This window comes from Kangiella taiwanensis (genome assembly GCF_020005165.1).
GTDB lineage: Bacteria > Pseudomonadota > Gammaproteobacteria > Enterobacterales > Kangiellaceae > Kangiella > Kangiella taiwanensis.
Window position 1 is genome coordinate 743,725 of sequence record NZ_JAHCLT010000001.1, and the last position, 25,680, is coordinate 769,404.

23 protein-coding genes are annotated in these 25,680 nt (G+C 45.3%); 9 read left to right on the forward strand and 14 right to left on the reverse strand.

Annotation, left to right across the window (positions count from 1 at the left end):
• Positions 1 to 129 precede the first annotated feature (129 nt).
• From dnaG to KFK88_RS03640, 4 genes are all read right to left on the reverse strand, one after another.
• Complete coding sequence (gene dnaG, locus KFK88_RS03625; RefSeq protein ID WP_223577291.1) at positions 130 to 1,917, reverse strand: DNA primase; 1,788 nt, start codon at positions 1,915 to 1,917, stop codon at positions 130 to 132.
• A gap of 99 nt (positions 1,918 to 2,016) precedes the next feature.
• Positions 2,017 to 2,463, reverse strand: a complete 447-nt coding sequence (locus tag KFK88_RS03630) for a GatB/YqeY domain-containing protein (RefSeq protein ID WP_223577292.1) — start codon at positions 2,461 to 2,463, stop codon at positions 2,017 to 2,019.
• Between the two features lie 54 nt (positions 2,464 to 2,517).
• Entirely contained in the window at positions 2,518 to 2,733 is a 216-nt protein-coding gene (gene rpsU / locus KFK88_RS03635) for a 30S ribosomal protein S21 (protein WP_223577293.1), read from the reverse strand.
• Between the two features lie 146 nt (positions 2,734 to 2,879).
• The gene (locus KFK88_RS03640; RefSeq protein WP_223577294.1) at positions 2,880 to 5,441 is read right to left on the reverse strand and encodes a TonB-dependent receptor plug domain-containing protein; all 2,562 of its coding nucleotides are present in this window, start codon (positions 5,439 to 5,441) and stop codon (positions 2,880 to 2,882) included.
• 178 nt (positions 5,442 to 5,619) lie between these two features.
• Between KFK88_RS03640 and tsaD the strand changes: the two genes are divergently transcribed.
• Positions 5,620 to 6,642 (forward strand): tRNA (adenosine(37)-N6)-threonylcarbamoyltransferase complex transferase subunit TsaD, encoded by a 1,023-nt coding sequence (gene tsaD / locus KFK88_RS03645; RefSeq protein WP_223577295.1) that lies wholly within the window; start codon positions 5,620 to 5,622, stop codon positions 6,640 to 6,642.
• A gap of 21 nt (positions 6,643 to 6,663) precedes the next feature.
• Here tsaD and KFK88_RS03650 read toward each other — a convergent pair whose 3' ends face one another.
• Genes KFK88_RS03650 through plsY form a run of 3 tightly spaced genes read right to left on the reverse strand, consistent with a single transcriptional unit; the run spans position 6,664 to position 9,302 of the window.
• On the reverse strand, positions 6,664 to 7,443 hold the full coding sequence (locus KFK88_RS03650) for a sulfite exporter TauE/SafE family protein (protein WP_223577296.1): 780 nt from the start codon (positions 7,441 to 7,443) through the stop codon (positions 6,664 to 6,666).
• A gap of 42 nt (positions 7,444 to 7,485) precedes the next feature.
• Positions 7,486 to 8,679 (reverse strand): Bcr/CflA family multidrug efflux MFS transporter, encoded by a 1,194-nt coding sequence (locus tag KFK88_RS03655; RefSeq protein ID WP_223577297.1) that lies wholly within the window; start codon positions 8,677 to 8,679, stop codon positions 7,486 to 7,488.
• Entirely contained in the window at positions 8,676 to 9,302 is a 627-nt protein-coding gene (gene plsY, locus KFK88_RS03660) for a glycerol-3-phosphate 1-O-acyltransferase PlsY (RefSeq protein WP_223577298.1), read from the reverse strand. Before plsY ends, KFK88_RS03655 begins: the two co-directional genes overlap by 4 nt.
• A gap of 183 nt (positions 9,303 to 9,485) precedes the next feature.
• Here plsY and folB point away from each other — a divergent pair, with 183 nt between their 5' ends.
• The 6 genes from folB (at position 9,486) to KFK88_RS03690 (ending at position 13,706) form a co-directional block, all read left to right on the forward strand.
• Positions 9,486 to 9,851, forward strand: a complete 366-nt coding sequence (gene folB / locus KFK88_RS03665; protein ID WP_223577299.1) for a dihydroneopterin aldolase — start codon at positions 9,486 to 9,488, stop codon at positions 9,849 to 9,851.
• Between the two features lie 11 nt (positions 9,852 to 9,862).
• Complete coding sequence (gene folK / locus KFK88_RS03670; protein ID WP_223577300.1) at positions 9,863 to 10,363, forward strand: 2-amino-4-hydroxy-6-hydroxymethyldihydropteridine diphosphokinase; 501 nt, start codon at positions 9,863 to 9,865, stop codon at positions 10,361 to 10,363.
• Complete coding sequence (locus tag KFK88_RS03675; RefSeq protein WP_223577301.1) at positions 10,360 to 11,073, forward strand: SDR family oxidoreductase; 714 nt, start codon at positions 10,360 to 10,362, stop codon at positions 11,071 to 11,073. Before folK ends, KFK88_RS03675 begins: the two co-directional genes overlap by 4 nt.
• On the forward strand, positions 11,073 to 12,308 hold the full coding sequence (locus KFK88_RS03680) for a class I SAM-dependent methyltransferase (protein WP_223577302.1): 1,236 nt from the start codon (positions 11,073 to 11,075) through the stop codon (positions 12,306 to 12,308). Before KFK88_RS03675 ends, KFK88_RS03680 begins: the two co-directional genes overlap by 1 nt.
• Positions 12,305 to 12,565, forward strand: a complete 261-nt coding sequence (locus tag KFK88_RS03685) for a hypothetical protein (RefSeq protein WP_223577303.1) — start codon at positions 12,305 to 12,307, stop codon at positions 12,563 to 12,565. The genes KFK88_RS03680 and KFK88_RS03685 overlap by 4 nt, the downstream gene beginning before the upstream one ends.
• Before the next feature lie 319 nt (positions 12,566 to 12,884).
• Positions 12,885 to 13,706 carry an undecaprenyl-diphosphate phosphatase gene (locus KFK88_RS03690; RefSeq protein WP_223577304.1) on the forward strand — a complete coding sequence of 274 codons (822 nt, stop codon included), beginning with the start codon at positions 12,885 to 12,887 and terminating at the stop codon, positions 13,704 to 13,706.
• A 12-nt stretch (positions 13,707 to 13,718) separates the two neighbouring features.
• Here KFK88_RS03690 and KFK88_RS03695 read toward each other — a convergent pair whose 3' ends face one another.
• Complete coding sequence (locus tag KFK88_RS03695) at positions 13,719 to 14,954, reverse strand: multifunctional CCA addition/repair protein (protein WP_223577305.1); 1,236 nt, start codon at positions 14,952 to 14,954, stop codon at positions 13,719 to 13,721.
• Between the two features lie 3 nt (positions 14,955 to 14,957).
• Positions 14,958 to 15,470, reverse strand: coding sequence for a DUF4124 domain-containing protein (locus KFK88_RS03700; RefSeq protein ID WP_223577306.1), 513 nt, complete (start codon positions 15,468 to 15,470; stop codon positions 14,958 to 14,960).
• Positions 15,471 to 15,540: 70 nt separating this feature from the next.
• On the opposite strand from KFK88_RS03700, the gene KFK88_RS03705 reads away from it, so the two are divergent.
• Positions 15,541 to 17,217, forward strand: coding sequence for an ExeA family protein (locus KFK88_RS03705; protein WP_223577307.1), 1,677 nt, complete (start codon positions 15,541 to 15,543; stop codon positions 17,215 to 17,217).
• Entirely contained in the window at positions 17,217 to 17,888 is a 672-nt protein-coding gene (locus KFK88_RS03710; protein WP_223577308.1) for a general secretion pathway protein GspB, read from the forward strand. The genes KFK88_RS03705 and KFK88_RS03710 overlap by 1 nt, the downstream gene beginning before the upstream one ends.
• An 8-nt stretch (positions 17,889 to 17,896) precedes the next feature.
• On the opposite strand, the gene rsmF is transcribed toward KFK88_RS03710, so the two are convergent.
• From rsmF to KFK88_RS03735, 5 genes are all read right to left on the reverse strand, one after another.
• Positions 17,897 to 19,360 (reverse strand): 16S rRNA (cytosine(1407)-C(5))-methyltransferase RsmF, encoded by a 1,464-nt coding sequence (gene rsmF / locus KFK88_RS03715; protein ID WP_223577309.1) that lies wholly within the window; start codon positions 19,358 to 19,360, stop codon positions 17,897 to 17,899.
• Between the two features lie 88 nt (positions 19,361 to 19,448).
• Complete coding sequence (putA, locus tag KFK88_RS03720; RefSeq protein WP_223577310.1) at positions 19,449 to 22,658, reverse strand: bifunctional proline dehydrogenase/L-glutamate gamma-semialdehyde dehydrogenase PutA; 3,210 nt, start codon at positions 22,656 to 22,658, stop codon at positions 19,449 to 19,451.
• A gap of 34 nt (positions 22,659 to 22,692) precedes the next feature.
• Positions 22,693 to 23,301: a TIGR04211 family SH3 domain-containing protein gene (locus KFK88_RS03725; RefSeq protein WP_223577311.1), complete on the reverse strand. Its 609-nt coding sequence runs from the start codon at positions 23,299 to 23,301 to the stop codon at positions 22,693 to 22,695.
• Between the two features lie 329 nt (positions 23,302 to 23,630).
• Entirely contained in the window at positions 23,631 to 24,878 is a 1,248-nt protein-coding gene (locus tag KFK88_RS03730; protein ID WP_263296372.1) for an inorganic phosphate transporter, read from the reverse strand.
• 74 nt (positions 24,879 to 24,952) lie between these two features.
• Positions 24,953 to 25,627: a TIGR00153 family protein gene (locus KFK88_RS03735; RefSeq protein WP_223577313.1), complete on the reverse strand. Its 675-nt coding sequence runs from the start codon at positions 25,625 to 25,627 to the stop codon at positions 24,953 to 24,955.
• Positions 25,628 to 25,680 lie beyond the last annotated feature (53 nt).

Genomic DNA, 25,680 nt, shown 5'->3' on the forward strand with positions numbered 1-25,680 from the left:
GAATACCTTTGTTGTGATCACACACCATTTGCGAACATAATCTTGGCTTTGCGATAGACACACAAAACCTTGCGGTTGACGCATGGCGAACCGCAAATTATACAGAATTAGGCCCCATGACAGCAAGCGTTAGCTTCTTTCTGCTTTTTGAGGCTTTTGTTTGGCCAACAATAGTAATTGCTGGTATTCGGATTTTTCTGTAGCCGTTAATTTTTGACCTGACTGTTCATCCTTTAACCTTAAATAGTCCAAACGCTGGGTTTGCGCCTGACGTAACAGTTGCTTCATGCAGTCCTGTAGTTCCGCTTGTTCATTACCCTGCATGCGCTCTTCACGTTCATTAACCGCGAGCTGTGAAAGGCGTTGATACAGTTTTTCCTGATCTCGCCAATATTCTAGCAGGGTTCCTGTAGTAATATTGGGGTTGTTATGAATAATTTCAAGGAGTTGCTGCAGGAGTTTCGGGCCCTTGTCTGGCAAGGTTTTAAGCCAAGCAAAATTAGTAATTTGGAGGCCAAGCGACGGTTTTTGTAGCAATAATGTCAGCGCTAACTGTATGGTTTTATTAACTTTTGCCGTGCTTTGAGCCGGCTTAGGCTTGGCTGCCGGTTGGGGTTTAGCCTCTGGCTGCTCAATAATGCGCTCCAACTTTTCGACAGACAGCTTGGCTTTCGCCGCTAGTGCGTTGCTAAAAAATTCATGGTAAATCGGGTCGTTCACCTTTTCGAGATAAGGCTTAGCTAGGTGTACTAGCTGACCACGGCCAGAAACCGAGTCTAAATCGACTTGTGACGCAAGGTGCTGCAGTAAAAATTCAAATAAAGGTGTCGCTGATTCAACCTGCTGGATGAAATTGTCTTTGCCAACTTGGCGTACCATCGAGTCTGGATCTTCGCCATCAGGTAAAAACATCAACTTTATTTCTCGACCATCGCGTAGCTGCGATAGCCCATGATCTAAAGCGCGGAGGGCTGCATCACGGCCTGCGCGATCGCCATCAAAGCATAAAACTAACTCACGCGTGGTGCGAAAGAGTTGCTGCAAGTGGCTTTCGGTGGTGGCTGTGCCTAGCGTGGCCACGGCATTAGTGATACCAAATTGTGCCAGCGCCACCACATCCATATAGCCTTCTACGATTAATAGTCGTTGGAGCTTACGGTTAGCTTGGCGAGCTTGGTATAAACCATAAAGTTCGTTACTTTTATGAAAAATGGGCGTTTCAGGTGAGTTCAGGTACTTTGGCTCACCCTGATCAATAATTCGTCCACCGAAAGCTATGACACGACCGCGCTTGTCTTTAATCGGGAACATGATGCGATCACGGAACCGATCATAAATCGAGTTCTCTTTTTTGATCAGCATGCCGCAGTCGATCAGTTGCTTTTGAAGCTTTTGATCAGTACCCAGTCTAGGGAAAATCTTCTCTAGATTACGCCATTCGCCCGGCACAAACCCAATGCCAAAGGTCTTTGCTATTTCGCCACTTAACCCTCGCTTTTTGAGGTATTCAACCGCGGGTTTGCCTTGTGGCATGGTTAGTTGGCGTTGATAGAACTTAGCGATTTTTTCCATCAGCTCGTATAAGCTCACATCGACTTTAGGACGGTTTGGTGCATTGTCGTCGCGAGGGACTTCAAGCCCTAGGCTCGAGGCTAATTCTTCAACCGCGTCTGGGAACTCTAGTCGATCGTATTCCATGACAAAGCCAATGGCGTTGCCATGCGCCCCACAACCGAAGCAGTGGTAAAACTGTTTGTCCTGGCTGACGGTGAATGACGGTGTTTTCTCGCCATGAAAAGGACAGCAAGCTTTGTAATTAGTACCAGCTTTTTTTAATGGCACACGCGAATCTATCAAATCAACAATGTCGATTCGAGCCAGTAGTTCTTGAATAAACTGCTGAGGGATCAGGGCCATCTTTTCTTATAAGGAACTTTATTTAGGGAATACGATTAATGAGCCCAATCATAGCAGAGGGCGAATAGTTTACCTAGCTTGTACAATAGAAATGTCTAATTAAGACAGACGAGCCTTAATTTTACCACTAACAGCACCCATGTCGGCGCGGCCTTGTAGCTGTGGTTTTAGCATCCCCATGACTTTGCCCATGTCTTTCATCGACTCAGCGCCTGTCTTGGCAACTGCATCTTCAATAAGGGCTTCGATTTCTTCGTCAGTCAGAGGCTTTGGGAGGAATTCTTGAAGCACGTCGATTTCTGCTTTTTCGACGTCCGCTAGCTCTTGGCGGCCAGCATCTTCATATTGCTTAATCGAATCGCGTCGTTGCTTAACCAGCTTGTCTAAGATAGCAAGAATGGCCGCGTCATCTAGCGTTTCACGAGTATCGACTTCAACCTGCTTAATAGCAGACAAAGCCAGGCGAATAGTTGTCAAGCGCTCTTTTTGCTTAGCGCGCATGGCATCTTTCATTGCCTCTTTAAGATTATCATGTATTGCTGACACGGCTACCCTCTACTTATTTTCACGGTTTCTAAAAAGAAATGCTTCAATAAGCTCTTAATACAAGCGAATGCGACGAGCGTTTTCGCGAGCTACTTTTTTCGCTGCACGCTTTACTGCCGCTGCTTTTTGACGCTTGCGAACAGATGTTGGCTTCTCGTAATGTTCACGCTTACGGACTTCAGCCAAAATACCTGCTTTTTCGCATGAGCGCTTGAAGCGACGTAATGCAACGTCAAATGGCTCGTTATCTTTTACTCTTACGCTTGGCATTAAAAATCACCTAACCTTAAGTTAATGTTAATAAAATCAATGTGTTATCTTCCAAGCACATATAAAATCACTCAGAAGGGCGCAAATTTTAAACATTTTTGGTTAAAAGATCAAAGAAAAGGCCCCATTTGAGGCCTTTTTTTTGCTTATTGGATGCTGTAGTCGAGTTTAACGTAGTAGAAAGCACCGTTAATACCGAATGGCGTCGACTCCCAAGGATAAATATAGTTACCGAATTCTGGCGAATCACTGATGAAGCGATGAACCGCATTATCCGGAAGTTTATCAGGGTATTCATCAGTAATGTTGTTACCGCCAATAGTAAAGGTCACACCATTATCAAAGTCATATCGAACTTCCAAGTCAGCCAGCCATTTGGCGCTCGAGCGAACTTCAGGAGATGGATCGATTCCTAAAACGCCGTTACACACGTCTGGGTTTTGAGTTGGGATACCTAAGCCCTGACACGTAAAGAATGATGTTTTCACTTTACCGTAACGGTTGACCTTCAATGAGGTCGACCAATTGTTGATTGACCAGTCTAAACCGAGCAGTAAACGCTGACGTGGTTGTCCTGTTTCAACATTATCCACTTGTGCTTGTGAGAATAAGGTTTCAGGTAGCACACCATCAGGGGCGTTGATTTCTTTAATCTCAGTACGATTGTAGTGAGTTAACCAAGTGAAGGTGAAGTCACCCCAGTCATCAGTGCCCCAGTCGTAGGTCAGGACTAAATCCGCACCGAAGGTTTCTGTGTCAATGGCGTTAGAGAAGAACTGACCTTTGTTATAACCGTTGGCATTTAAGAAATCTAACGCTTCCTGATTCACCACAGGGTTACCGTTAGCGTCAGCATTCTGACCATTTAAGCCACCACCAAGTACGATACGGTCTTCAATATCGATTTGATAAGCATCTAAAGACACGCTTAAGCCGTTACCTGGACTATAGACCATGCCCAAGCTGATGTTTTCAGACGACTCGTGTTCTAGCTGATCAACGCCATAGGCAGAAGCGAACACACTACCTTCTGGCGCGTGGAAAGTTTGTGACAACTCAGTACCGTCAACATCGGTAAATACCGTGGTGAAAGCGCGTTGCGCTAAACTCGGTGCACGGAAACCTGTCGATACGGCACCACGTAGACCGAAGCTGTCGGTAATGTCCCAGCGAGCAGAAATTTTGCCCGTCGTCGCATCACCAGCATCACTGTAATCTTCGTAACGACCTGCGATGCCCAATAAGAAGTTTTCACTCAGGTTGGTTTCCATGTCGACGTAGAAGGCGTAGTTATCGCGTTCACGCTGGCTTGAAGCCGCGATCTCGGGACTGTACCCCGGAAAGCCTTGCATACCGCAAGCCGCCGCCACGCTAGGGTCAATGACGGAAGGGAAAGGGTTGTTAGTGTCGCCAGTATAGCCACACGAGTATGACACTAAGTCGCCTGACTGAATACCATATTGTTCTTCACGGTATTCAAGACCTGTGGCGAGGTAGATATCATCATACCAACCCCAGTCCAGTGCGCCGTTGATATCAAAGTTGTAGGTTCTTTGCGTAAAGTTGATATTGCCGCTGTCAGCTGATGTTGGGCCTGAGTTGGCACGGATTTCAGCATCGGTAGCGTTTGGATTGTTTTGCACATACTCCGCTGCGATTGACGCATTAAGCGAGTTAGACGCCGCGAAAGCAAATTGGTTATCACCGTAAACAGCACTTAGATCGTATTCCCACGAGGATTCGCCGATAAAGTCACGAATACCAAAAGCTAAGGATTTATCTTCGACACGAGTGTTCTGCAGTGGTAAGAAGCCATCAGGATACACTTGCGGTACGTTACGGTCAGCACGATCTTCAAAGCGATAGAAACCCGCGGACTGTCCTGAGCGGTTGGATACGCCACCAAAGAAATAGGCAATACCGGCTTCACCGTTGAAGAAAAGGTATTTATTTTCAGATGACGAGTCGCCTAGACGCATGATGACGCGATCTTTGCGATTACTGATACCAGCACGATTGGTCGCGCCACGATCACGGAATTCCGCGGTTAAGTTCAAAAAGCCCGTGTCACCAATGTTAATGGTACTGTTGGCTGACACTTGGTTAACTTGACCGTCGCCTTCTTTGGTCTCGCCCCACTTTCCAGATAGCGTGGTACCTGCGCCGCCACCTTTTAAGATAATGTTGATGACGCCAGCGATGGCATCAGAACCGTACTGTGCCGCAGCACCATCGCGCAAGACTTCGATATGCTCAATAGCAGACACTGGAATCGAGTTAATGTCGGTGCCAGCCGAGCCACGACCGATGGTTTGTTGGATGTTAACCCACGCTTGGCTATGGCGACGTTTACCGTTGACCAAAATTAGCACCTGATCAGGACCTAGACCACGCAAGGTTGCCGGACGAATGATGTCTGTACCGTCGCTCACGGTGGTGCGCGAGAAGTTAAATGATGGTGCGAGTTTTTGTAGCAACTCGCCAACTTCACTGGCGCCAGACTCTTCAATGATGTCACTGGTGATGAGATCCACCGGAACGGCGGTGTCTTCAATCGTACGGCCGCTGACACGAGTACCGGTAACGATCATGGTTTCAGCTTTTTTGCCTTTCTCTGCCTTATTATTCTCGTCAGCAGATTGGGCGGTGGATGAGTAGCTGACTGCAAGTGTTGCCACCACAGCCGCGTGTATTATGGTTTTTTTCATGGTATTCCCCCTATATGTGGAACGGACAAGGTAGCGAAGAGCTCTCCTTAAAGCTATGAACTTGTTCCGATCTTATTAAGAAATCTAGCGAGTTTGTTATATGGTTGTTTCTCGCTATGGACGTTTAGATCGCATATAATTCAATCATCATTTACACCATCAACAGATTAGACCTGCTTTGAAAATTCTCGGTATAGAAACGTCTTGCGACGAAACAGGTGTCGCTATCTATGATTCTGAAGAAGGGATCATTGGTGATGCTTTATACAGTCAAGTGGAACTGCATGCGGAATATGGTGGCGTGGTGCCTGAGCTAGCTTCGCGTGATCATGTTCGAAAGACGATCCCGTTGGTTAAAGAAGTATTAAAGCAGGCCAACTGTACTAAAGAGGATATCGACGCCATAGCTTACACCAAAGGCCCAGGTTTAATCGGTGCTTTGTTTGTTGGTGTTGGCGTTGGCAGAAGTCTTGCTTATGCATGGGATATTCCAGCGATTGGTGTGCATCACATGGAAGGGCACCTACTTGCGCCAATGTTAGAAGATGATAAGCCAGAGTTTCCGTTTGTGGCGTTACTGGTATCGGGAGGCCATACGTTATTGGTCGATGTAAAAGGCCTAGGAGAGTATGAAATTTTAGGCGAATCAATCGACGATGCCGCTGGTGAAGCTTTTGATAAAACCGCTAAAATCATGGGGCTTGGCTATCCGGGAGGACCTGCGTTAGCGAAGCTCGCGGAAAAAGGCCAAGCCGGTGTTTATAAACTACCACGGCCTATGACCGATAGACCTGGCTTAGATTTTAGTTTCAGTGGATTAAAAACCGCTGTGGCAAATTTATATAACGACTCTGATCAGTCAGAGCAATCAATGGCCGATATCGCTTACGCGTTCCAAGAAGCTGTGGTTGATACCATTTTTATCAAATGCCGTAGAGCCTTAGAGCAAACGGGTCATAAACGATTGGTCGTTGCTGGCGGCGTTAGCGCTAACGTGGCACTTAGAGCTAAGCTTACAGACTTGCTCGAATCAAAAGGCGGCAAAGCCTATTACCCACGCCCTAAATTTTGTACCGATAACGGTGCCATGATTGCTTACGCGGGTTATTGCCGCCATCAAGCAATCCTAAACGGACAAGATCAGTTTGAAGAGCCAGCGGTTAGAGCCAAGCCTCGCTGGCCGATTGTTGAGCTAGGTTAACTTACTGTCTAAAAGACTAGGTTACTGACTTACCTTTGCATAAGTATCGATAAAGAAGTAAACCGTAATACCAATGCTGGCAAAAATTACAAAAAGTCTGACGTGGTGCTGAGACAGCTTTTTCGATAGGTTGGCGGCGATAAAACCGCCGACTAAGGCTCCCGCTAAAACAATTAAACCTTCATACCAAGCTATGGCATCGTTATAGATGAATATGGCAATGGCGACTAAGGCAACCACCGTTGATAGCAGAAGTTTAATCCCATTCATCGCGTTGATATTGGTGTAACCAGCGAGCGCCAAGTAACTTAACGTAATAATCCCTTGACCTGCGTTAAAGAAACCGCCATACACACAAATCCCGAATAAAGTTAGTGCTAATAAAACCTTTCCTACCGCTGAAGCATGTCTATGTCGGGAATTGAGTTTTTTCAATGAAGCATTTATATGTCCGCCGAAGATAAATAGAAGCGTTGCGAATAATAATAACCATGGGATAGAGGTGCGGAACACATCTTCAGCAATTTGCAGCAGTAACCAAGCGCCCAATACACCGCCGAGTAGTGCGATAAAAATGAGCTTGGGCAATTCTTTTTTGTGAGCGCGTAAGTCATCTTTAAACGCATAAGCGCCACTTAAGTAACCACCGCAGGAAGCAAAAGTGTTTGTGGCATTGGCGCTAACGGGCGGTATACCCACAAACATCAATGCTGGGAAGGTGATAAAACTACCGCCACCGGCGATCGAGTTAACCATGCCACCAAGAAGCCCGGCACTAAACAGAAGAAGTAATTCAAACATAGAGAATAATCACCTAAGTATATATGCAGTAATGGCGGTGGTTTATAGGGTGGGCAAGGTATTGCGCCTATTCAATATTTGCATCAGTAAAACCAAAACAACCGAGCCCAGCACCAACCACGCAAAGTTACTCGGTGTGCCATCAAACAAGAGGGCGAGTAGTGGGCCGGCAAGAGCACCTGAGCCGAAGCGGAGGGTGCCAATAACGGCAGTGGCGGTGCCGCTTTTTTCAGCAAAGGTGTTTAACACAAGCGCGTCGGAATTGGTGGTGATAAAAGCCAGCGAGCCGAGTAGCAGGAAAATTGAGGCTGCTGTGACGTAGAGGCCCAAGTCGAGTTGCAGCACGGTAAAGAAAGCGGTGCCCGTAAACAGTGCGTAAACGGAGCCGAAGCGTAGAAGCTTGCGTGAGCCAAACCGTTCGACGATGCGGCTATTGACGATGTTGCTGATAAATAGGCCGATAACGTTGATAGCGAATAGGATACTGAAGGATTTTTCGCTGGCGCCGAAGTGTGTGATATACAGATACGAAATCGATGTGAGGTAGCAGAAAAACGCAAAGGTGGCGAACATGGAGGTGAAAATATCCAAACGCACCGTTTTGTTGGCAAAGACCGACTTGTAGTTGTTGGCAAACTCTTTGAGCCACTGACGGTTTTTCTTCTTTGGCATACTGCTCGGCAGTTTCCACAGCACCAGCGCGAGAATTAACACGGCGTAAGCCGCTAATACTAAAAATATACTGCGCCACCCCGTAAAGTGCAGAATAAAACTGCCAATGCTCGGTGCAATCATCGGCGCGATCATCATAATCATAGAAACATATGACAGCCCTTTTGCGGTATGCCTGCCATACATGTCACGGATCACCCCAGGCACAACGACAGTAGCACCGCTACTAATCGCTGCTTGGAAAAAGCGTAAGGTTAAAAAACTCTCAATAGACTCAGAAAAGGCTAACGCCACCGAAAAGAACGCAAAGCCGAGCAAGCCAATGATAACCACGCGGCGACGACCAATGCGGTCGGCGATAGGCCCGAAAACCAGCATGCCCAGAGCATAGCCCGCCATATAGATGCTCAAGGAGTTTTGAACCGCTGTCGGCGTGGTTGATAATTCTTTGGCAATGGTCGGCATTGCGGGTAGGTACATATCAATCGCCAGTGGCGAGATTGCAACAATTGACGCTAAAAGCGGTAGTAGCCGCAGAGGGTTCTTGATGTGGGCTTTGCTCATTCGTTGACCTTAGGCGGTTCTTTCCTATCCGACGTTTTCTTGTCGGTGATTTTTCGCTCAGTACCTTGCCATAAATTTTTGATGTTTTGGCGATGCCGCCAAGTCAGTATCAAAAACATGGCGAAAAGCGGGAAGAAGTACCTATGATCCATGTAGAAGCCAAAAGCTGCAACAGCAAAACTGGATAGCAGAGATGCAAGAGACGAATAGCGACTAAAAAAGGCGGTAACGGCCCAGGTCACGACACAAAAGGCCAACAGTAATGGCGATAAAGCGACCAATGCGCCGAAGTAGGTCGCCATGCCTTTGCCGCCTTTGAAATTAAAGTACAGTGGGTATAGGTGCCCTATAAAGGCCATAAAGCCGACCCAACCGAGGTTTCGGTTATGTAAGTCGAGGGCGTAGCCAATGAGGATTGGGATAATGGCTTTGAGCATATCCCCTAAGAGGGTAAAGAGTGCGGCTTTCTTGCCGCCGAGTCTTAAGACATTGGTCGCGCCGGGGTTGTGTGAACCAAAATCTCGAGGATCGGGCAGTTGCATAATGCGACAAACAATGACAGCGCTCGATATCGAGCCCGTAAGATAGGCCAATATCCAAAGTCCTACAACGTCCCATTCCATGAGTTAAGGGGTATCCTTATGTTTTATTATCTGCAAGCGTGTCATTGAAGACTCGAAACTCCATCTTAAATAGGTCGCTTTTGGTCATTGACTGTAGTTTATACAAAAATTGCGTCTATTGATAACAAATTGGCTGGAATTTGATATTCTAACCAGCTACTAACAGAAGAATTAGAGAAAAGCGTGGATATTGTTTTTATAGAAGATTTAAAAGTCGATACGGTCATTGGTATTTATGACTGGGAGCGTCAGATTCGCCAGACCATTAGCATTGATTTAGAAATGGCGCACGATATTCGTCCAGCAGCACAAGAAGACACGATTGACCAATGTTTGGACTATAAGTCTGTGGCGAAAAGAGTGATCAGCTTTGTTGAGGAAGCTGAGTTTCAATTAGTGGAAACGCTCGCTGAGAAGATTGCCGAAATTATTCAAACGGAGTTCAATGTGCCATGGTTGAAGCTGAAGTTGAGCAAGCCAGGAGCGGTGCGCGGCTCTAAGAACGTGGGAGTGTTAATTGAGCGCGGAACTAAGGTTAAAGAGGCGTAAAAAGATTCGTTATGCCAAAAATTTATATCAGTATTGGCAGTAATCAAGATGCGGAGCGTCAGATACGGTTTGGCGTTGAACAGTTAAAATACTATTTTACGGACTTAGTCGTGTCTGCCGTTTATGAAAGTGAAGCCGTTGGATTTGATGGTGACAATTTTTTGAACCTAGTGGCGAGTGCCGAAACTCAGCTGACGATTTCTCAAGTTGATCAAGCTTTTAAAATGATCGAAAGAGCCGCGGGTCGTGTTCGTGGTGAAGCGAAATACAGTAATCGTACATTGGATATCGACTTGCTACTCTATGATGACTTGGTGTGCGATAAACCGATTCAATTGCCAAGAGGCGAAATTTTGCATCATGCTTTTGTACTGTTGCCGTTAGCTGAAATTGCACCAAAGGCTTTGCACCCTGTCGAAAAGACATCCTATCAAGAGTTATGGGACGCTTTTGGTAAAAAAGAAGAACAAAAACTGTGGGCCATTGATTTTGAATGGAGCAAAACGCCATGACAAGAAGAACCGCTTTAGTCACTGGAGGCGCTATCCGCGTTGGCAAAGCTATCGCCCTAGCATTAGCTGAACAAGGTTATGATATTGCACTGCACTACAATCAATCTTCACACGAAGCGGTACAAACTGCGGAAGAGATTAAAAAATTTGGTGTTAAAGCTAAGCTTTATCAGGCTAATTTAACTCAGCCAGAGCAGTGCAAAGCGCTAGTCGATCGAGTGTTTAAAGAGAATGACCTCTCTGTATTAATCAACAGCGCTGCTACTTTTCCCGAAACCGATACCATCATGGATGGGCTTGCCGATTGGGAAGCAACGATGGGGCTGAATTTAAGAGCACCGCTGATGTTATCTCAAGCCTTCGTCGACAACACGCCTTTGTCAGGTCATATCATTAATATATTGGACGCTCGAATTAATCAGCCTGCGGGTGATCATTTGGTGTATCGACTATCGAAGTCTGGGCTGTGGCATTTGACCGAATCTTTAGCGCAAGATTTAGCCCCGAACATCCAAGTTAACGGTTTGGCGCTAGGCGCGATCATGGCGCCACCGGGTGCTAGCCAAGACCATTTTGAGCGTATGGCTGAAAAAATTCCGTTAGCGCGTACGGGATCACCGAAAGCCGTTGGCGAAGCCGTAGCTTTTCTTGTGGGACAGGAGTTTATTACCGGTGCAGTATTACCGATCGACGGTGGTGAGTTTTTATAATGTCTGTTGAGCCAGCGGCTTTGCCAGAGTTTTGTCGTAACTTTCAAGAGTATCAACGATTACTACAGCAACAATGCCAAACGCTGGAGGTACCTGAGCCGAATGATGTCGCGCAGGAAGCCAGTTTCCAGCTCGCGCAAAAAATCGCTCAGCAGGTATATTTCAAAGGCAAAATACCTTACTCAGAATTCATGCACCACGCGCTCTATAGCCCTGGTCTGGGATATTACAGTAGCGGAAGTTACAAATTAGGCGCTGGTGGAGACTTCGTCACTGCGCCAGAAATATCACCAATGTTTGGCAAGACGTTAGCTAAAGTCATCATGCAAGCTTGGCAGGACACGGATGCTTGCATTCTCGAGCTCGGAGCTGGTTCAGGGAAGTTGATGTGCGATATCTTGCTGCAGTTGGAGTCAGAAAAAAACTTACCACACACCTATTATGTCCTTGAAGTCTCGGCTGAGCTTCGACAACGCCAGAAGCATCTATTGAACGACATCTGTCCTCATTTGAAATCCAAAGTCGTGTGGTTGGATACTTTACCGGCAAGTTTCAAAGGCGTGATTATCGGTAACGAAGTTGTCGATGCTATACCGGTTGAGCTACTGATGAAGACCGAAGAGGGTGTGGCGCAAGGTTTTGTAGCGTGCCATGACCAAGGTTTCACATTAGTTTTCGAACCGACTCCATTCAGCCAAGGTTGGCAAAAGCGTCATGAAGACTATGTACAACACTGGCCTGAAGGTTACTTGGCGGAGTCTAGCGATTTACGAAGTGATTGGTTGAGAAGTGTTTTGGGTTCACTTGAGCAAGGTTGCATCTTGTTATTGGATTATGGCTTCGAAGCTGAGGAACTTTACTCTCCGTATCGGCCGCAAGGTACTTTGCAGTGCTACTATCGTCAGAAGAAGCATTCGATGCCACTGGCCTTGCTTGGCTTACAGGATGTGACCAGCTCAGTAAACTTTACTCAGTTAGCACAAACAGCGATAGATACGGGGGCAGAAATCTTAGGCTTTACGCCACAAGCACAATTCCTAACGTTAAGTGGTATCGAGCAGTTCGTGGCGCAGGGGCAAGATTCTGATACAATGTCCAACCTATCGGTAGCGCAACAGCTACAAACGTTGTTGATGCCAAATGAGATGGGTCAAAACATTAAAGTGTTAGGCTTATCAAAACAATTTTCAGGCACGCTCACAGGTTTTCAATCTCTCGGATTACATCAAGCATGAAAAAATTAATCGTTGCAGGTTTTTTAGGACTATTCTCGCCACTGGCCCTCGGTGCCGCCGCAGGTAAAGATGATAGCTGGTATTGGCTACTTGCGTTGGCCGTGGTGATTTCTATTTGTTTATCATCACTCCTTGTTTGGCGCAGTAAAAAATTAAATACCTTTACCTTGAAGGCTGTGGGTTTTGGTGCTTGGTTTTGGTTTATTATTTTCATTCAGGTGATGATTTACGGGTTTTATGTCGGTTTAACCAAATGATGATTACCTTTATTTCGTGAGTAATAGTTTTATGGTTCCTTTTCTTGCTCGTCCAAGAAAAGGAACCAAAAGAAAGACGGCCCGATATTGAGGTCATGCATGGCATGACTACTTTCAACAAGCGCTAGCTATTTAACGCACCGTGACATACATCCCATCCATGGTCTGAATGTCACTATTCAAAACGTCCTGTTTTGAATTGCTATAGCTAGAACTTGTTTCAACTCAATATAAGGGCTCAATAAGAGCCTAAAACTCAACCTTTGGTCATCAAATAGTAACGAGTAGAGTCGGGTGATATACAATATTAGGAAATAATATGGATTGGCTTCAGGCGGTATTTTTAGCATTAATTCAAGGGCTTACGGAGTTTTTGCCAATTTCGAGCTCGGCGCATTTGATTTTGACGTCGAAGGTACTCGGTTGGCAGGATCAGGGCTTGGCGTTTGATGTTGCAGTGCATGTGGGGACTTTGACGGCGGTGATGATTTATTTCCGCAAAGAAATTGTGGAGATGGTTGTTGCGTGGTTTGGTTCGGTGACGGGTAAGGGATCGAGTCCAAACTCTCGCTTGGCGTGGGCGGTGATTTGGGGGACGATCCCTGTTGGCTTGTTTGGTTTATTCCTTGAGGCGTTTGATATCGTCGATAATTATCTTCGTTCGATCCCGGTTATTGCGGCGACCACGATAGTGTTTGGTTTGTTGCTAGGATTTGCTGAAACACGATATAACGGTAAAAAACGTCGTGATTTCAAAAGCGAATACGATTTGCGGTTGCGTGATGTGTTTGCAATTGGCTTGGCACAGGCGTTGGCGTTAATTCCAGGAACCTCTCGCTCCGGGATTACCATGACCGCAGCGGCCATGCTGGGCTTTTCGAGAACTGCGGCGGCGCGCTATTCGTTCCTGCTATCCATCCCAGCTATCCTGCTTCCGGGCGGTCTAAAGGGCTATCAACTGGTTGAGGAAGGCGCGAAGTTTGATTGGAGCTTTTTGATTCTAGGCATTATTGTTTCAGCGGTCAGCGCTTTTGCTTGTATTCACTTCTTCTTGAAGTGGCTTGAGAAAATCGGCTTTATGCCTTTCGTCTGGTACCGTCTAGCGTTGGGTATTGGTTTATTGATACTCTTCTACAGTTAATAGGAAAGCGGCTTAGTTAGCCGCTTTTTCTTTTTCTAGGACTGATTTTATACGACGAACCCTTTCGCGTTCTATGGCTTCTCCTAGCTTTGCGCCTTCATAACCACGGTCGATGAGCGGTTGTGACTCAATTTTTTTAGAGGCCTGGTAGCACTGACGAAGTAAGTCGCCTTGAGTATAGGGCTTCTCTTCAAGACCGAGGCGGCCATTAAAGTCGGCTTCACAGGCTAAAATAAATTGCTCAAGGAGCGACTCCTTTTTATAAGCGCCGATAGACTTTAAAACTTTGTGTACGGTTTTAGGGCGTAACTCAAACATTTTGTGGCTGTGGAGGTGAAAGCGCGATACGTTAACCGCTAAGTTCTCGTAATCTTTTGGCGCTTTTATTCGGCGACACAGTTGCTTGATGAGTGGTACTCCAGCTTCTTCATGTCCGCGGTGTTGGGGCCACTGATCTTTGGGGGTCACGCCCTTTCCTAGATCGTGAACCACTGCGGCGAAGCGCACGCAAATATCATCAGTCTTACGTGCCGCCTGTTCTAGCACCATCATGGTATGGACGCCGGTATCGATTTCAGGGTGCCATTTTTCTGGATTAGGGATACCCCATAGCTGATTAATTTCAGGAAACAACACCTCTAATGCGCCGCACTCTCTGAGCACTTCGAAGAAGACTTGTGGCGACTGAGTTGAAAGCGCTTTATGGGTTTCGACCCAGACCCTTTCAGGTGTTAGGTATTCAAGTTCCCCTTGATTGCTGAGTTCCATCATCAACGCCAGCGTCTCTTGAGCCACTGAAAACCCAAGATGGTGAAAACGTGCCGCAAAGCGGGCGACACGTAATACGCGAAGCGGGTCTTCGGCAAACGCGGGCGATATGTGGCGTAGAGTTTTATGTTCGAGATCCTGTTGACCATTATAGGGATCTACAAGCGAACCATCTTCATGCCGCGCAATGGCGTTAATGGTCAGGTCGCGACGCTGTAGGTCTTGCTCAAGCGTAATGTTCTCTGAAAAATCGACCTCAAACCCTTTGTAACCCTTGCCAGACTTACGCTCGGTTCGTGCTAAGGCGTATTCATCGCCGGTTTCTGGGTGCAAAAACACAGGGAAGTCTTTACCAACTTCCTTAAAGCCTTGTTGCTTCATGAGTTCAGGAGATGCGCCTACCACCACATAATCGTGGTCGATAACGTCCAGTCCCAGCAAATGATCACGGACCGCGCCGCCAACTAGGTAAATCTCCATAAATTAACTGCAAACCTGTGTATTCGGATTCTTTGCCATACAGTGTAGCAGGGTATTAAGCTCAGGATCAGCCTTGTGGCAGTTTTTTAGAGTGACTTGTTTTTTAAGGGTTTCTAGCTGAGTGAGACGATCGGCAAATTGCATATCGTCTATAACACCTTGCGCGAGTTCTTTCTCGATGGCTTTTTTGTGGTTTGAATAATTTTGAGTAAAGTTATCGACAGCTTTTTGGCATTGATTGCTACTGAGAGTCTGTGTTTTCACGGGGCGCGGCATCTGTATCACATTCATATTATCGAGATTTTGCTGGCTGGCCTTGATGCGTTTATCCTTGGGCGGCTTGTCTGAGTAGTGTGTATTTCCATCTTCATCAACCCATTTATAAATTTTAGCAGGAGCTTGAAGCGCCAACAGGCTCAGCGTAAAAAATACGAGTATAGGGCTTCCTGCAAACCATCTTTTGATCATAGCAATTGTACCGATTGAGGCTTTGTCATATATTAGAACGCTTAACATGCTCTATTTATAATAAGCAAAGCTGCAAACTTAGACAATAACTGCTCATGCCGAACGTGAGCTACGTGATATGTATAACGATTTTTTTGGATTTAAAAGCTCTCCATTTACCATTGCGCCGGACCCTCGCTTTTTATTCATGAGTGAGCGTCACCGTGATGCTTTAGCCCATTTGTTGTATGGCATAGGCTCTGGCGGTGGTTTCGTCATGCTGACTGGTGAAGTTGGGACTGGAAAAACAACCGTATGTCGCTGTTTACTCGAGCAGTTATCGAGCGATGTTCGCTTGGCTTATATCTTAAACCCAAAGCTTGATGCCATTGAGCTCATGGCGACGATGTGTGACGAGCTTGGTATTCAATATGAGCAGGGAGAGCGAAGTTTAAAAGCTTTCACGGATTTGTTGCGTGATTATTTACTTAAGAATCATGAGCAAGGACTGAATACGGTTCTGATGATTGATGAGGCTCAAAATCTAAGTGTTGAGGTCATGGAGCAGATTCGTTTGCTCACTAACCTTGAAACCAATGATAAAAAGTTGTTGCAGATTATCCTCATTGGCCAGCCTGAGTTGCAGGAACTTTTAGCAAAGAAAGAGTTGCGACAACTAGCGCAGCGAATTACGGCCCGATATCACTTAAGACCTTTAAACCTAAATGAAACGGCATCTTATATTGGGCACCGCCTACGGATTGCTGGATTACAGAGGCCTTTGTTTAAGTCTTCAGCAATTAAACGGATCCATCAAGCAAGCGGCGGTATTCCTCGTTTGATCAATGTTATTTCAGACAGGGCTTTGCTGGGCGCTTTTGTTGAAAAGAAAAATACGGTTACAGAACCTATTGTGAAAAGAGCTATACCAGAAGTGCTCGGTGATAGTCATACAGCTGTGAATCAAGCTTCAAAAAATCATAAGCTGGTTTGGTTTGGTGTTTCTTTCGCAATATTATTAACGGTAGCGGCTTATATTGTCATCACCCAGTATCCTCAAAGTATCAAGAAAGAGACCATGGTTGATAGTACTGCTCAACCAATACAAAAAGCATTAGACGACAGTCGCATTAATAACAAGCTGAAGAACGAGCCGCTTACAAAAAGTAATGATGAGTTGGCTCAGGAGTTTTGGGGAGACCAAAGTTGGGACCGAGAAGGTTTAAGGTCAGCAAGGAATTTATTTGCATTATGGGGCGTGAGTTATTATCCATACCAAGCATCCGAGCCTTGTGACTTTGCACTTGACTACAACCTGAGTTGTGATGATGGTACCGCAGATTGGGACTATATAAAACAACTCAATCGCCCATTAAACCTTAAGTTTTCAACTCAAGAATCAGGATCTTTTTGGGGAACATTAAAAGCGATTGAAGGTAATAAGCTCGTGTTGCAGTTTGGTGATCATGAAGTACGTATGACTCAAGAAAAGCTGAATCCTTTATGGCAGGGAGAGTATCGGTTATTCTGGAAAATGCCTGATGGTTTTATCGAGCATACAAAGTACGGTGATACTGGCCCCGTAGTACGCTGGTTAACGGATGCGATTTATACCATTGATAACGTGGATATCTCACCAGCTGATCGCTTTTCAAAAAAAGTAGAAGATTGGTTGATGCTATTTCAAATGGAGAATGGTTTGGTTGCTGATGGGATTCTAGGTAAGCATTCCGTCATTATGCTCAATAATAACGTGGTGACTAATATCCCTAAACTGGAGAAAGGCTCTGTAATGACTCAGCAGGGAGAGCAATAATGTCGTATATCCTTGATGCACTAAAAAAGAATAAATCGGGTGAGGATAATAATGAGGTACCTGATTTATCGAGTGAGCATGCGTATCATGAGCTTGAAGAAGAAAAAAGTTTTAGGCAATGGATTTGGCCAATTATTGTCATAGTATTAATTCTTACGATTGGCGTCCTAATTTTTATTTTACTTAATCCTTCCGCCCAACACATTTCTGAGCAACTGGCGCAGAGGCAAACTGCGCCAGCTGTAGTCGCCAATCCACCAGTGACGCAAACAAAAGACGAAGTAGAAGAATCATACAAAACGGTTGAGGGTTCTGATGATACTCAGGTGGTGAGCAAGCCGCTTCAGGTTGCTGAACCTGTTGTTCGAAAGGTTCGAAAAACGGCGATGCCTAACCGCACAAGCCAGGAGAGTACTGTAACTCAAGCTCCTGAACGTAACACAACAGCATCACTCACTAAGACTGATTTGCCGCGTTTAGTATATACCACCCATATTTATGCCACTCAGGCGAAAGATCGTTTTGTCATGTTAAATGGCAAGGCTTACGCACAAGGTGACAAGATTAGTGCAGAACTGGAAATTAAAGAAATCTTAGAGAATGACTTGGTAGTGGTGTTCAAAGGCCAAGAGTTTGTTCTTCCCAGCCTTGAAGATGTTAATGTTGAGTAACAACTTTATTACAGTTGGGTAAAAATATTATCCCTTACTAAATCTCTGGGTAAATTATTTTTAAGCTTATTACCTAAGTGTTTAGCTAGGCCAAGCGATACCCCGTTGAACCTCACGATGACTTCTTTATGTTTTGGTGGGCTACTGTCTTCAAGGAAGATATCCCTTCCTTGCAAATATTCTTGGGCTTGCTTCTCGTTCAAACTGATAGATTGTTTCGTCAACTCTTGACCAAAACTTGTAATGGCTTGGTGTTGTATTTTCGGTCCATGTTTATTGAGTTCGAACAACTTTGAACCAAAACGATTGAGTTTCAAGGTGTTGTTAAAGGTTAGCATAGCATCATCTAACAACCATACTTCTTCAGAACCATTGCGTAGTGTTTTAGTGTATAGGTTCGCTTTGATCGGGCTTAAGTCCCAGCCAAATATTTGGCTGTAACTGTTTACTGACTCAAAATTTTTATCTGATATTTTAGAAAACTTGCCCACTTTAGTTTGCGTTCGGTTGTGATTGTTTTCCTTAGCAGCCCCCATTGCATTACCTTTGTCGAAGCAAGCAACAAAAAAACCTTCGCAGTCGTAGGTGTTAGGGAATACATGTAAATAGCCTTCAGAGGTCGCTGCTTTTTCTGCGCCCTCGAATAAGTCATTAAGGGGCTTGATAGTCACATTATCAGGGAATTGCGTAAGCAGATGTTGGCATACGGCATGGTTTTCTTCTTGCGATAAGGTGCAGGTCGAATAGACAAGACGTCCACCAGGTTTGAGGGCGTGATAAGCGCTAGTAATTAATTCTTTTTGTAGCTCAGAAATTGAGACGACTTTATCCAAACTCCAGTTGTTTAGTGCTTGCTCATCTTTTCTTACAGTCCCTTCACCACCACAGGGCGCATCCAGCAAAATGGCATCGAAATACTCCGGTGTCGCAGTTCCAAAAATAGTTCCGTCATTATGGCTCAAAGCGGTATTCACGACTCCGCAGCGTTGAATATTATGAGACAAGCCTTTAAGGCGCGTAGACGAAAGTTCATTAGCTATGATCTGTCCTTGGTTGTTTAGGCGTGCTGCTAGTTGCGTTGTCTTTGAACCGGGAGCCGCCGCCATATCCAAAAAGGTCGACTGGCTTGAATAATCAAAGTCATGCAAAAGCGCCTTAACCGGAAGCATAGAGCTGGCTTCTTGAATATAAAGTTGCCCTTGCAGATGAGGTAGCCAATTCCCAAGGTTTTCGGGTAGTGTTTTATGGCTTTCATCAACCCAAAAGCCTTCTTCGCACCAAGGGATTGGAGTCAGTTGGTAACCTTCGGCTTCGAACAAACTTTGTAAAGCTTGGGTATCAGTCTTCAAGAGGTTGGCACGAAAACTTTTCCTTAAAGGACGCTGACAAGCCGCTATAAATTCCTCTAGCTTGATATGATCAGGTAGTTGTTGCTCAATATGCTGTATAAAGTTTTCTGAAATATGTGCCATGGTGGTTGAGCGATTAGTTAAGGGGCTTACAAAAAAGGCACAGACGAGCTGTGCCTTTTATTACGATTTTTACGAATATCAGTTCCTTTTAGTCAGAGTCGTTTTGTAAAAACTCTGGAGAAACGTCTTCATCACCAAGCGAAAGAAGTGTTGCGTTACCACCGATAGCAGCAGTGTTATTGGTACGTGTATGCTCAGTCGCAAAACGATATAAGTAGAACGGACCACCAGCTTTAGGACCTGTGCCCGATAAGCCTTGACCACCGAATGGTTGAACACCAACTGTCGCACCAATCATATTACGGTTAATGTAAACGTTGCCGACGCGAGCGCGCTTATCGATGTACATAGCCGTTGACTCGTTACGAGAGTGAACACCGAGCGTTAAACCAAAGCCATAGTCATTAATTTGGTCGATGACTTTGTCCAAGTCTTTAGCTTTGTAGCGAACAATATGAACGATAGGGCCGAACCATTCTTGATCCAGATCATTAATATGATCAATTTCAAATGCCACCGGCGACAAGAAACTGCCGTGACCCTCAAGGCCTTCTGGCATCGGTGTTTCAGCAATAAACTTACCGGCAGCTTTTAGCTCGTCGATATGACCTTGTAACTCTTCGCGAGCAGCCATGTCGATTACAGGCCCAACGTCAGTCGATAAGTCCGTTGGGTTACCTAGGCGTAGCTCTTGCATCGCACCAGAAAGGACTTCGATAATTTTGTCTGCGATATCTTCCTGCAAATACAAAACGCGAAGTGCTGAACAGCGTTGACCCGCGCTTGTGAAAGCTGAGTGAATCACATCTTCTACAACCTGTTCAGGTAATGCTGAACTGTCTACGATCATAGCGTTCTGACCGCCAGTTTCAGCGATTAATGGTGATAGCATGCCATCACGTTGGGCTAGGGTACGGTTAATGGTATGAGCGGTACTGGTTGAGCCGGTAAAGGCAACGCCAGCAACACGGTTATCAGAAAGAATCACTTTACCTAATACAGAACCACGAATCGGTACAAACTGTAGTACGCTCGTTGGGATACCAGCTTCATGCATGATCTGCACAGCGCGGTACGCGACCAAAGTGGTTTGGTCCGCTGGCTTGGCGATAACGGTGTTACCGGCGACCAGTGCTGCTGCAACTTGACCAATGAAAATGGCAAGCGGGAAGTTCCATGGGCTGATACATGCGAAAACACCACGACCTTGGAGGTACATGTCATTACTTTCGCCCGTTGGGCCTGGTAAGTGAATTTCATGGCCGAACTGGTTACGAGCGTTATAAGCGTAGTAGCGGCAGAAATCGATCGCTTCACGAACTTCGTCGATACCGTCCTGTAAGCTCTTACCGCCATCACGACTACACAGCGCAATCAATTCATGCTTGTGGGCTTCTAACGCGTCAGCGACTTTGTCCAACAATGCAGAACGTTGCTGAACTGGCGTTACATCCCAAGCAATAAAGTTATCATGGGCAACGCTTAAAGCTTTAAGAGCTTGTTCTTCAGTCGCCTTATGAACCGTGCCAACAGTATGGCTGTGGTCGTAAGGACAAATCACCTGCTCTTCGTTGCTTGTGTATTCCTGACCGTCAATGATTGGCTTTGCATGCCATTGGTTATCTAAGAAATGTTTGACCTGGTTCATAAAAGGCTCTATCTCACTATGAATATGTAAATTAACACCACTTGAGTTTAAACGCATCTCGCCAAAATCTTCATAGATGTGTGGCGGCAGTGGAATTCGATCGTTATGTAAGGTTTCAAAGCTCTCTAATGTGTCGCAAGGATGCTCTACCAGCTCTGAAATAGCTGTATTCTCATCAACTAACTGATGGACAAATGATGTGTTAGCACCATTTTCCAACAAGCGTCTTACAAGGTAAGGAAGTAAGTCTTTATGGTTACCCACTGGCGCATAAATACGGCAGCTAATGTCTGGATATTGCTTTAAAACCAGATCATAAAGCGATTCACCCATACCGTGTAGGCGTTGGAACTCAAAGTCTCGATTGCCTTCAGCCATATCTAAAATGCTGTATACCGTTTGCGCGTTGTGTGTCGCAAACTGCGGATAAAAAGCATCTTGTGACTTTAATAAATACTTGGCACAGGCTAGGTAAGAAACGTCGGTACCACACTTACGTGTAAATACGGGGTAGCTAGAATAACCACCTTGTTGTGACCATTTGACTTCCTGATCCCAGTAAGCACCTTTCACTAAGCGTAGCGGAATTCGACGGCCATGCTTTTGTGACAAAGCGTTCAGCCAACCTAAAACAGGCAAAGCACGCTTTGAGTAGGCTTGAACCACCATGCCAAAGCCTTGCCAGTCTTTACACACGGCTGAATCATAGACTGCTTCAAACACGTCAAGCGATAGCTCAAGACGATCGGCTTCTTCTGCGTCAATGGTTACGGCAACGTCCAGCTCACGAGCTTGTTCGACAAGCTTTTTCACTGTAGCAACCATTTCAGTTAATACACGATCACGCTGGCCTTCTTCATAACGAGGATGTAGGGCAGATAGTTTGATCGAAATACTTGGCGCCTTGACGCCGCTTTGAGTTTTGACTGCACCAATTTCATCAATAGCGTTGCTGTAAGCCTCAAAGTAGCGTTTCGCGTCATAAGCGGTATAAGCCGCTTCGCCAAGCATGTCGAAGGAGTGCGTGTATCCCTTTTGAACGCTCTTTGAGCCACGCTTCAAGGCTTCTTTGATCGTACGGCCTAGAACAAATTGACGGCCCATGATACGCATTGCTTGGTTCATTGCCTGGCGAATCACGGGCTCACCAAACTTGGCGATTAAACCGCGAATCATACTGTCGGGTTTGCCATCGCCATCTTTATCCGTATCAACGATTTTACCAGTGAGCATTAAGCCCCATGTTGAAGCATTGACCAGATAAGAGTCGCTTTGACCAGTGTGTTTTTCCCAGTCTGCGGACGTTAGCTTATCTCGAATCAGGTTGTTTGCGACTCGCGCATCGGGGATTCGTAATAAGGCTTCCGCTAAACACATTAGAATAATGCCTTCTTTAGTGCTCAGACTATATTGTTGAAGAAAGGCTTCAACGCCGTCTTTAGAGCGTTCATCTTGTCGAATTGCGGTGACAAGGTCGCTGGCTTGACGAGTAATTTTTTCGATAGTGTCCTTATCAGGCTTGGCTAGCGCCAGCAGTTCATTCAGATAATCTGATTCATCGACTGCGTAATTTTGGGTGATCAATCCCTGCCATTCGTCCAGTGACAGGTGCTTATAATTATCTGAAAATATATGACTAGCTCGTAACATTCTTTTTAATACCTAAAACATAAACCTATAAACCTTAACGCCAGCCGGAGCGTTGACGTTTCTTTTGACTAAATCTTAAAAGTATCCAACTGATGAACATACCAAACAATAACACTAAGGCTCCTGCGTAGAAAACATCTTTATGGAAACGATCTTTTTGCAACGAAGCCTGCTGTTGTAACACATCCCTTTCGTTCTCAAGCTCTGAAACTTGCTGCTGAAGGTTGTTGTTGAGTTGAATAATATTGTCTTTATCAGCGACATCTTGTGCTAGTTCTTCAACCTGTTGTTTTAATTGTGAATTTTCTTGTAACAACAGTTGGTATTTAGCACGAACCGTAGGTTCGTCGGTGATGTAGTCGGTTTGAATCCAGCCAGTGTCACCACTAGCTACTCGTACTTCACTGCTTTCGTTAGCGGTGTCGCTTTGAAGGATAGTGATTGGAGTTCCGGCGGATATTTTTCCGATAACGCGATAGCGGTTAGTCGGCCCACTACGCAGAACCACGCCAATGTCGTCTGAAACGTAATAACTGGTTGGGGTGTCTGGGCTGTTTGAGGTGTTTTCATCAGCTGCATGAGTCTGTTCGACTGATACTGCAGAAGCGAAGAATATTGCCCATAAAGTCAGGATACGTAACATATCAATCCTGGTCAGATTAAACGGTTTAAGTGGGCAAGTATATGGAGGTTTTTATACCCAAGCAACCAGTAAATTCGCGTTTCAGACCTTTTATGCCATTAGCTGTGTAGTGCCCGTCCTATAGGATCTTAGTAAGGCCCTACAAATATTGAAGCTGTAAAAATAAAGAGTTATTGAGTACAAAAGGCAAGGTTGCAAAAGGTATTGATAAATAAAGAATTTCTGTCTGGATGGCTATATTTCTTTTGGAGGGAATAAAGAAAAGGTGGTCAACATATGTGACCACCTTTCTTTTAAGCTTTAGAACTAATCGGTATACCAGAAAAGAATTATGAGAAAATTGCTTTAAAGATATAGAAGAAAATTACCGATAGTATTGCGCCAGCAGGTAGCGTAACTACCCAAGAAACAAAGATGTTTCGGACCACGCTAAGGTTAAGAGCCGCGATACCACGAGCCATACCGACACCTAGAACCGCACCAACCAAGGTTTGTGTAGTCGAGATAGGAAGTCCGGCACCACTAGCAATAATCACCGTTGAAGCGGCTGCTAACTCTGCCGCAAAGCCACGACTTGGTGTTAAGTGTGTGATTTTTTGACCAATTGTCGCCATGACGCGGCTACCTAAGACAATCAAACCAATCACGATACCAATGGCACCAACAAGAAGAATGCGAGGGTCAACAGAAGCGCTAGCACCAATTTCGCCACCACTTTGAATCACGCTAACAATCGCAGCTAACGGACCAATAGCGTTAGCGACGTCATTTGAACCGTGTGCAAACGCCATACCACAAGCGGTAACGATCATCAGCACAGCGAATACTTTTTCAACGCTGGCGAATTGATAGTCTTTATTTTCTTTCTTATCGACTTTAATTCGACTGATGAACATGGCACCAATCACCGCAATGATGACACCCACACCAGCAGCAATTAAGTAAATCTCTACCATGCTTAGCTCAATACTCTTGTCTTTAAAGACGTGCTTTAAGCCTTTCATGATGGTGACAAGAGCAATAACAAAGCCCGCCAAGAACATGTAGAAAGGCACATAGCGCTTCGCTCTTTGGAAAGGATCTTCGGTATTGAGAATCAGCTTTTGAACGCTGAGAACAATGAGGAAGGCAATAACACCAGCTAGTAGAGGGGTGATAACCCAGCTACCAACGATTGAACCAACTTTGCCCCAACTTACGGCGTCAAAGGCGACACCAACAGCGGCGAAACCAACGATAGCACCGACGATAGAGTGAGTTGTTGATACCGGCCAACCGAGCTTAGATGCGATTAAGAGCCAAATACCCGCCGCCAAGAGTGCTGCCATCATACCGAAGACCAGTAATTCTGGCTGGCCATTGAAGTAACTCGAGTCAATCATGCCTTTACGGATGGTTTTGGTTACTTCACCGCCGGCAAGGTAAGCGCCCGCAAATTCAAAAATTGCTGCAACAATAATAGCTTGCTTTAAGGTTAGTGCCTTCGCACCAACCGACGTCCCCATTGCGTTAGCAACATCGTTTGCACCAATACCGAATGCCATCAAGAAGCCGAAAGCGACGGCGATCCAGATCATGGTGTCTGCATTTTGTAATAAAAAATCCACAAGTTCCCCCTACTGAACCTGGTTTATTAATGTGCGTGTTTCAATTAACGCGCGATAGTCATTTCAAGGCGTGAGCCAACGCTTTGTGCGCTGTCAGCTAGATCGCCAATGTAACGAATGACTTTATACATAAACATGACTGATACAGGAGGAAGTTCTTCTTCCTGCTCGAAGATCTTGAACAATAGACCGCGTTGAAGGTCATCAGTATCGTTCTCAATCAAATCTAACTGCTCGATAAGTTCTTCAACTAAATGTGCTTCACGGCCACGGAAACCGGTAGCCAGCAACTCATCCAGCTCGTTAATTGCCTTAAACGCCTGCTTTGACGCATCAATAGAGCGCTGTATTAAACCGATAAGATCGCTATGAACATTCTCTGGGAAGTCCATTTTACGGGCAAACACCAAACCTGAAATATCGCGAGCGATATTAGCGATTTTGTCTTGTTTGCTAAGGAGAGAGAGAAGGTCAGTACGAGCGACTGGAAGGAATAATCCTTTAGGAAGGTGCATGCGAAGGTCGTGCTTTAAGTCATCCGCATCATTTTCAAGCTGGCGAATATTATCCTTAATTTTTTCTGCTTCTTGCCAGTCTTTTGCCAGAGTCGCCTTGAAGAAAGGAATCAATTGCTTCGCACACTCATGTACTTTGCGCATATGATCCTGCATCGGGCGAATCGGTGATGACGCAAACATATCGAGTATTGAATTGGCCATATCTACCCCAAAAAGGTTACTAATGAATGAAATTTAATGTCACATTATAAATA

Excerpts from the sequence above, each read along its gene's own strand:
- dnaG (WP_223577291.1), bottom strand. The coding sequence starts at position 1,917 with ATGGCCCTGATCCCTCAGCAGTTTATTCAAGAACTACTGGCTCGAATC.
- rpsU (WP_223577293.1), bottom strand. The coding sequence starts at position 2,733 with ATGCCAAGCGTAAGAGTAAAAGATAACGAGCCATTTGACGTTGCATTA.
- KFK88_RS03640 (WP_223577294.1), bottom strand. The coding sequence starts at position 5,441 with ATGAAAAAAACCATAATACACGCGGCTGTGGTGGCAACACTTGCAGTC.
- KFK88_RS03650 (WP_223577296.1), bottom strand. The coding sequence starts at position 7,443 with ATGTTTGAATTACTTCTTCTGTTTAGTGCCGGGCTTCTTGGTGGCATG.
- KFK88_RS03655 (WP_223577297.1), bottom strand. The coding sequence starts at position 8,679 with ATGAGCAAAGCCCACATCAAGAACCCTCTGCGGCTACTACCGCTTTTA.
- plsY (WP_223577298.1), bottom strand. The coding sequence starts at position 9,302 with ATGGAATGGGACGTTGTAGGACTTTGGATATTGGCCTATCTTACGGGC.
- folK (WP_223577300.1), top strand. The coding sequence starts at position 9,863 with ATGCCAAAAATTTATATCAGTATTGGCAGTAATCAAGATGCGGAGCGT.
- KFK88_RS03675 (WP_223577301.1), top strand. The coding sequence starts at position 10,360 with ATGACAAGAAGAACCGCTTTAGTCACTGGAGGCGCTATCCGCGTTGGC.
- KFK88_RS03680 (WP_223577302.1), top strand. The coding sequence starts at position 11,073 with ATGTCTGTTGAGCCAGCGGCTTTGCCAGAGTTTTGTCGTAACTTTCAA.
- KFK88_RS03685 (WP_223577303.1), top strand. The coding sequence starts at position 12,305 with ATGAAAAAATTAATCGTTGCAGGTTTTTTAGGACTATTCTCGCCACTG.
- KFK88_RS03690 (WP_223577304.1), top strand. The coding sequence starts at position 12,885 with ATGGATTGGCTTCAGGCGGTATTTTTAGCATTAATTCAAGGGCTTACG.
- KFK88_RS03695 (WP_223577305.1), bottom strand. The coding sequence starts at position 14,954 with ATGGAGATTTACCTAGTTGGCGGCGCGGTCCGTGATCATTTGCTGGGA.
- KFK88_RS03700 (WP_223577306.1), bottom strand. The coding sequence starts at position 15,470 with ATGTTAAGCGTTCTAATATATGACAAAGCCTCAATCGGTACAATTGCT.
- KFK88_RS03705 (WP_223577307.1), top strand. The coding sequence starts at position 15,541 with ATGTATAACGATTTTTTTGGATTTAAAAGCTCTCCATTTACCATTGCG.
- KFK88_RS03710 (WP_223577308.1), top strand. The coding sequence starts at position 17,217 with ATGTCGTATATCCTTGATGCACTAAAAAAGAATAAATCGGGTGAGGAT.
- rsmF (WP_223577309.1), bottom strand. The coding sequence starts at position 19,360 with ATGGCACATATTTCAGAAAACTTTATACAGCATATTGAGCAACAACTA.
- putA (WP_223577310.1), bottom strand. The coding sequence starts at position 22,658 with ATGTTACGAGCTAGTCATATATTTTCAGATAATTATAAGCACCTGTCA.
- KFK88_RS03725 (WP_223577311.1), bottom strand. The coding sequence starts at position 23,301 with ATGTTACGTATCCTGACTTTATGGGCAATATTCTTCGCTTCTGCAGTA.
- KFK88_RS03730 (WP_263296372.1), bottom strand. The coding sequence starts at position 24,878 with ATGATCTGGATCGCCGTCGCTTTCGGCTTCTTGATGGCATTCGGTATT.
- KFK88_RS03735 (WP_223577313.1), bottom strand. The coding sequence starts at position 25,627 with ATGGCCAATTCAATACTCGATATGTTTGCGTCATCACCGATTCGCCCG.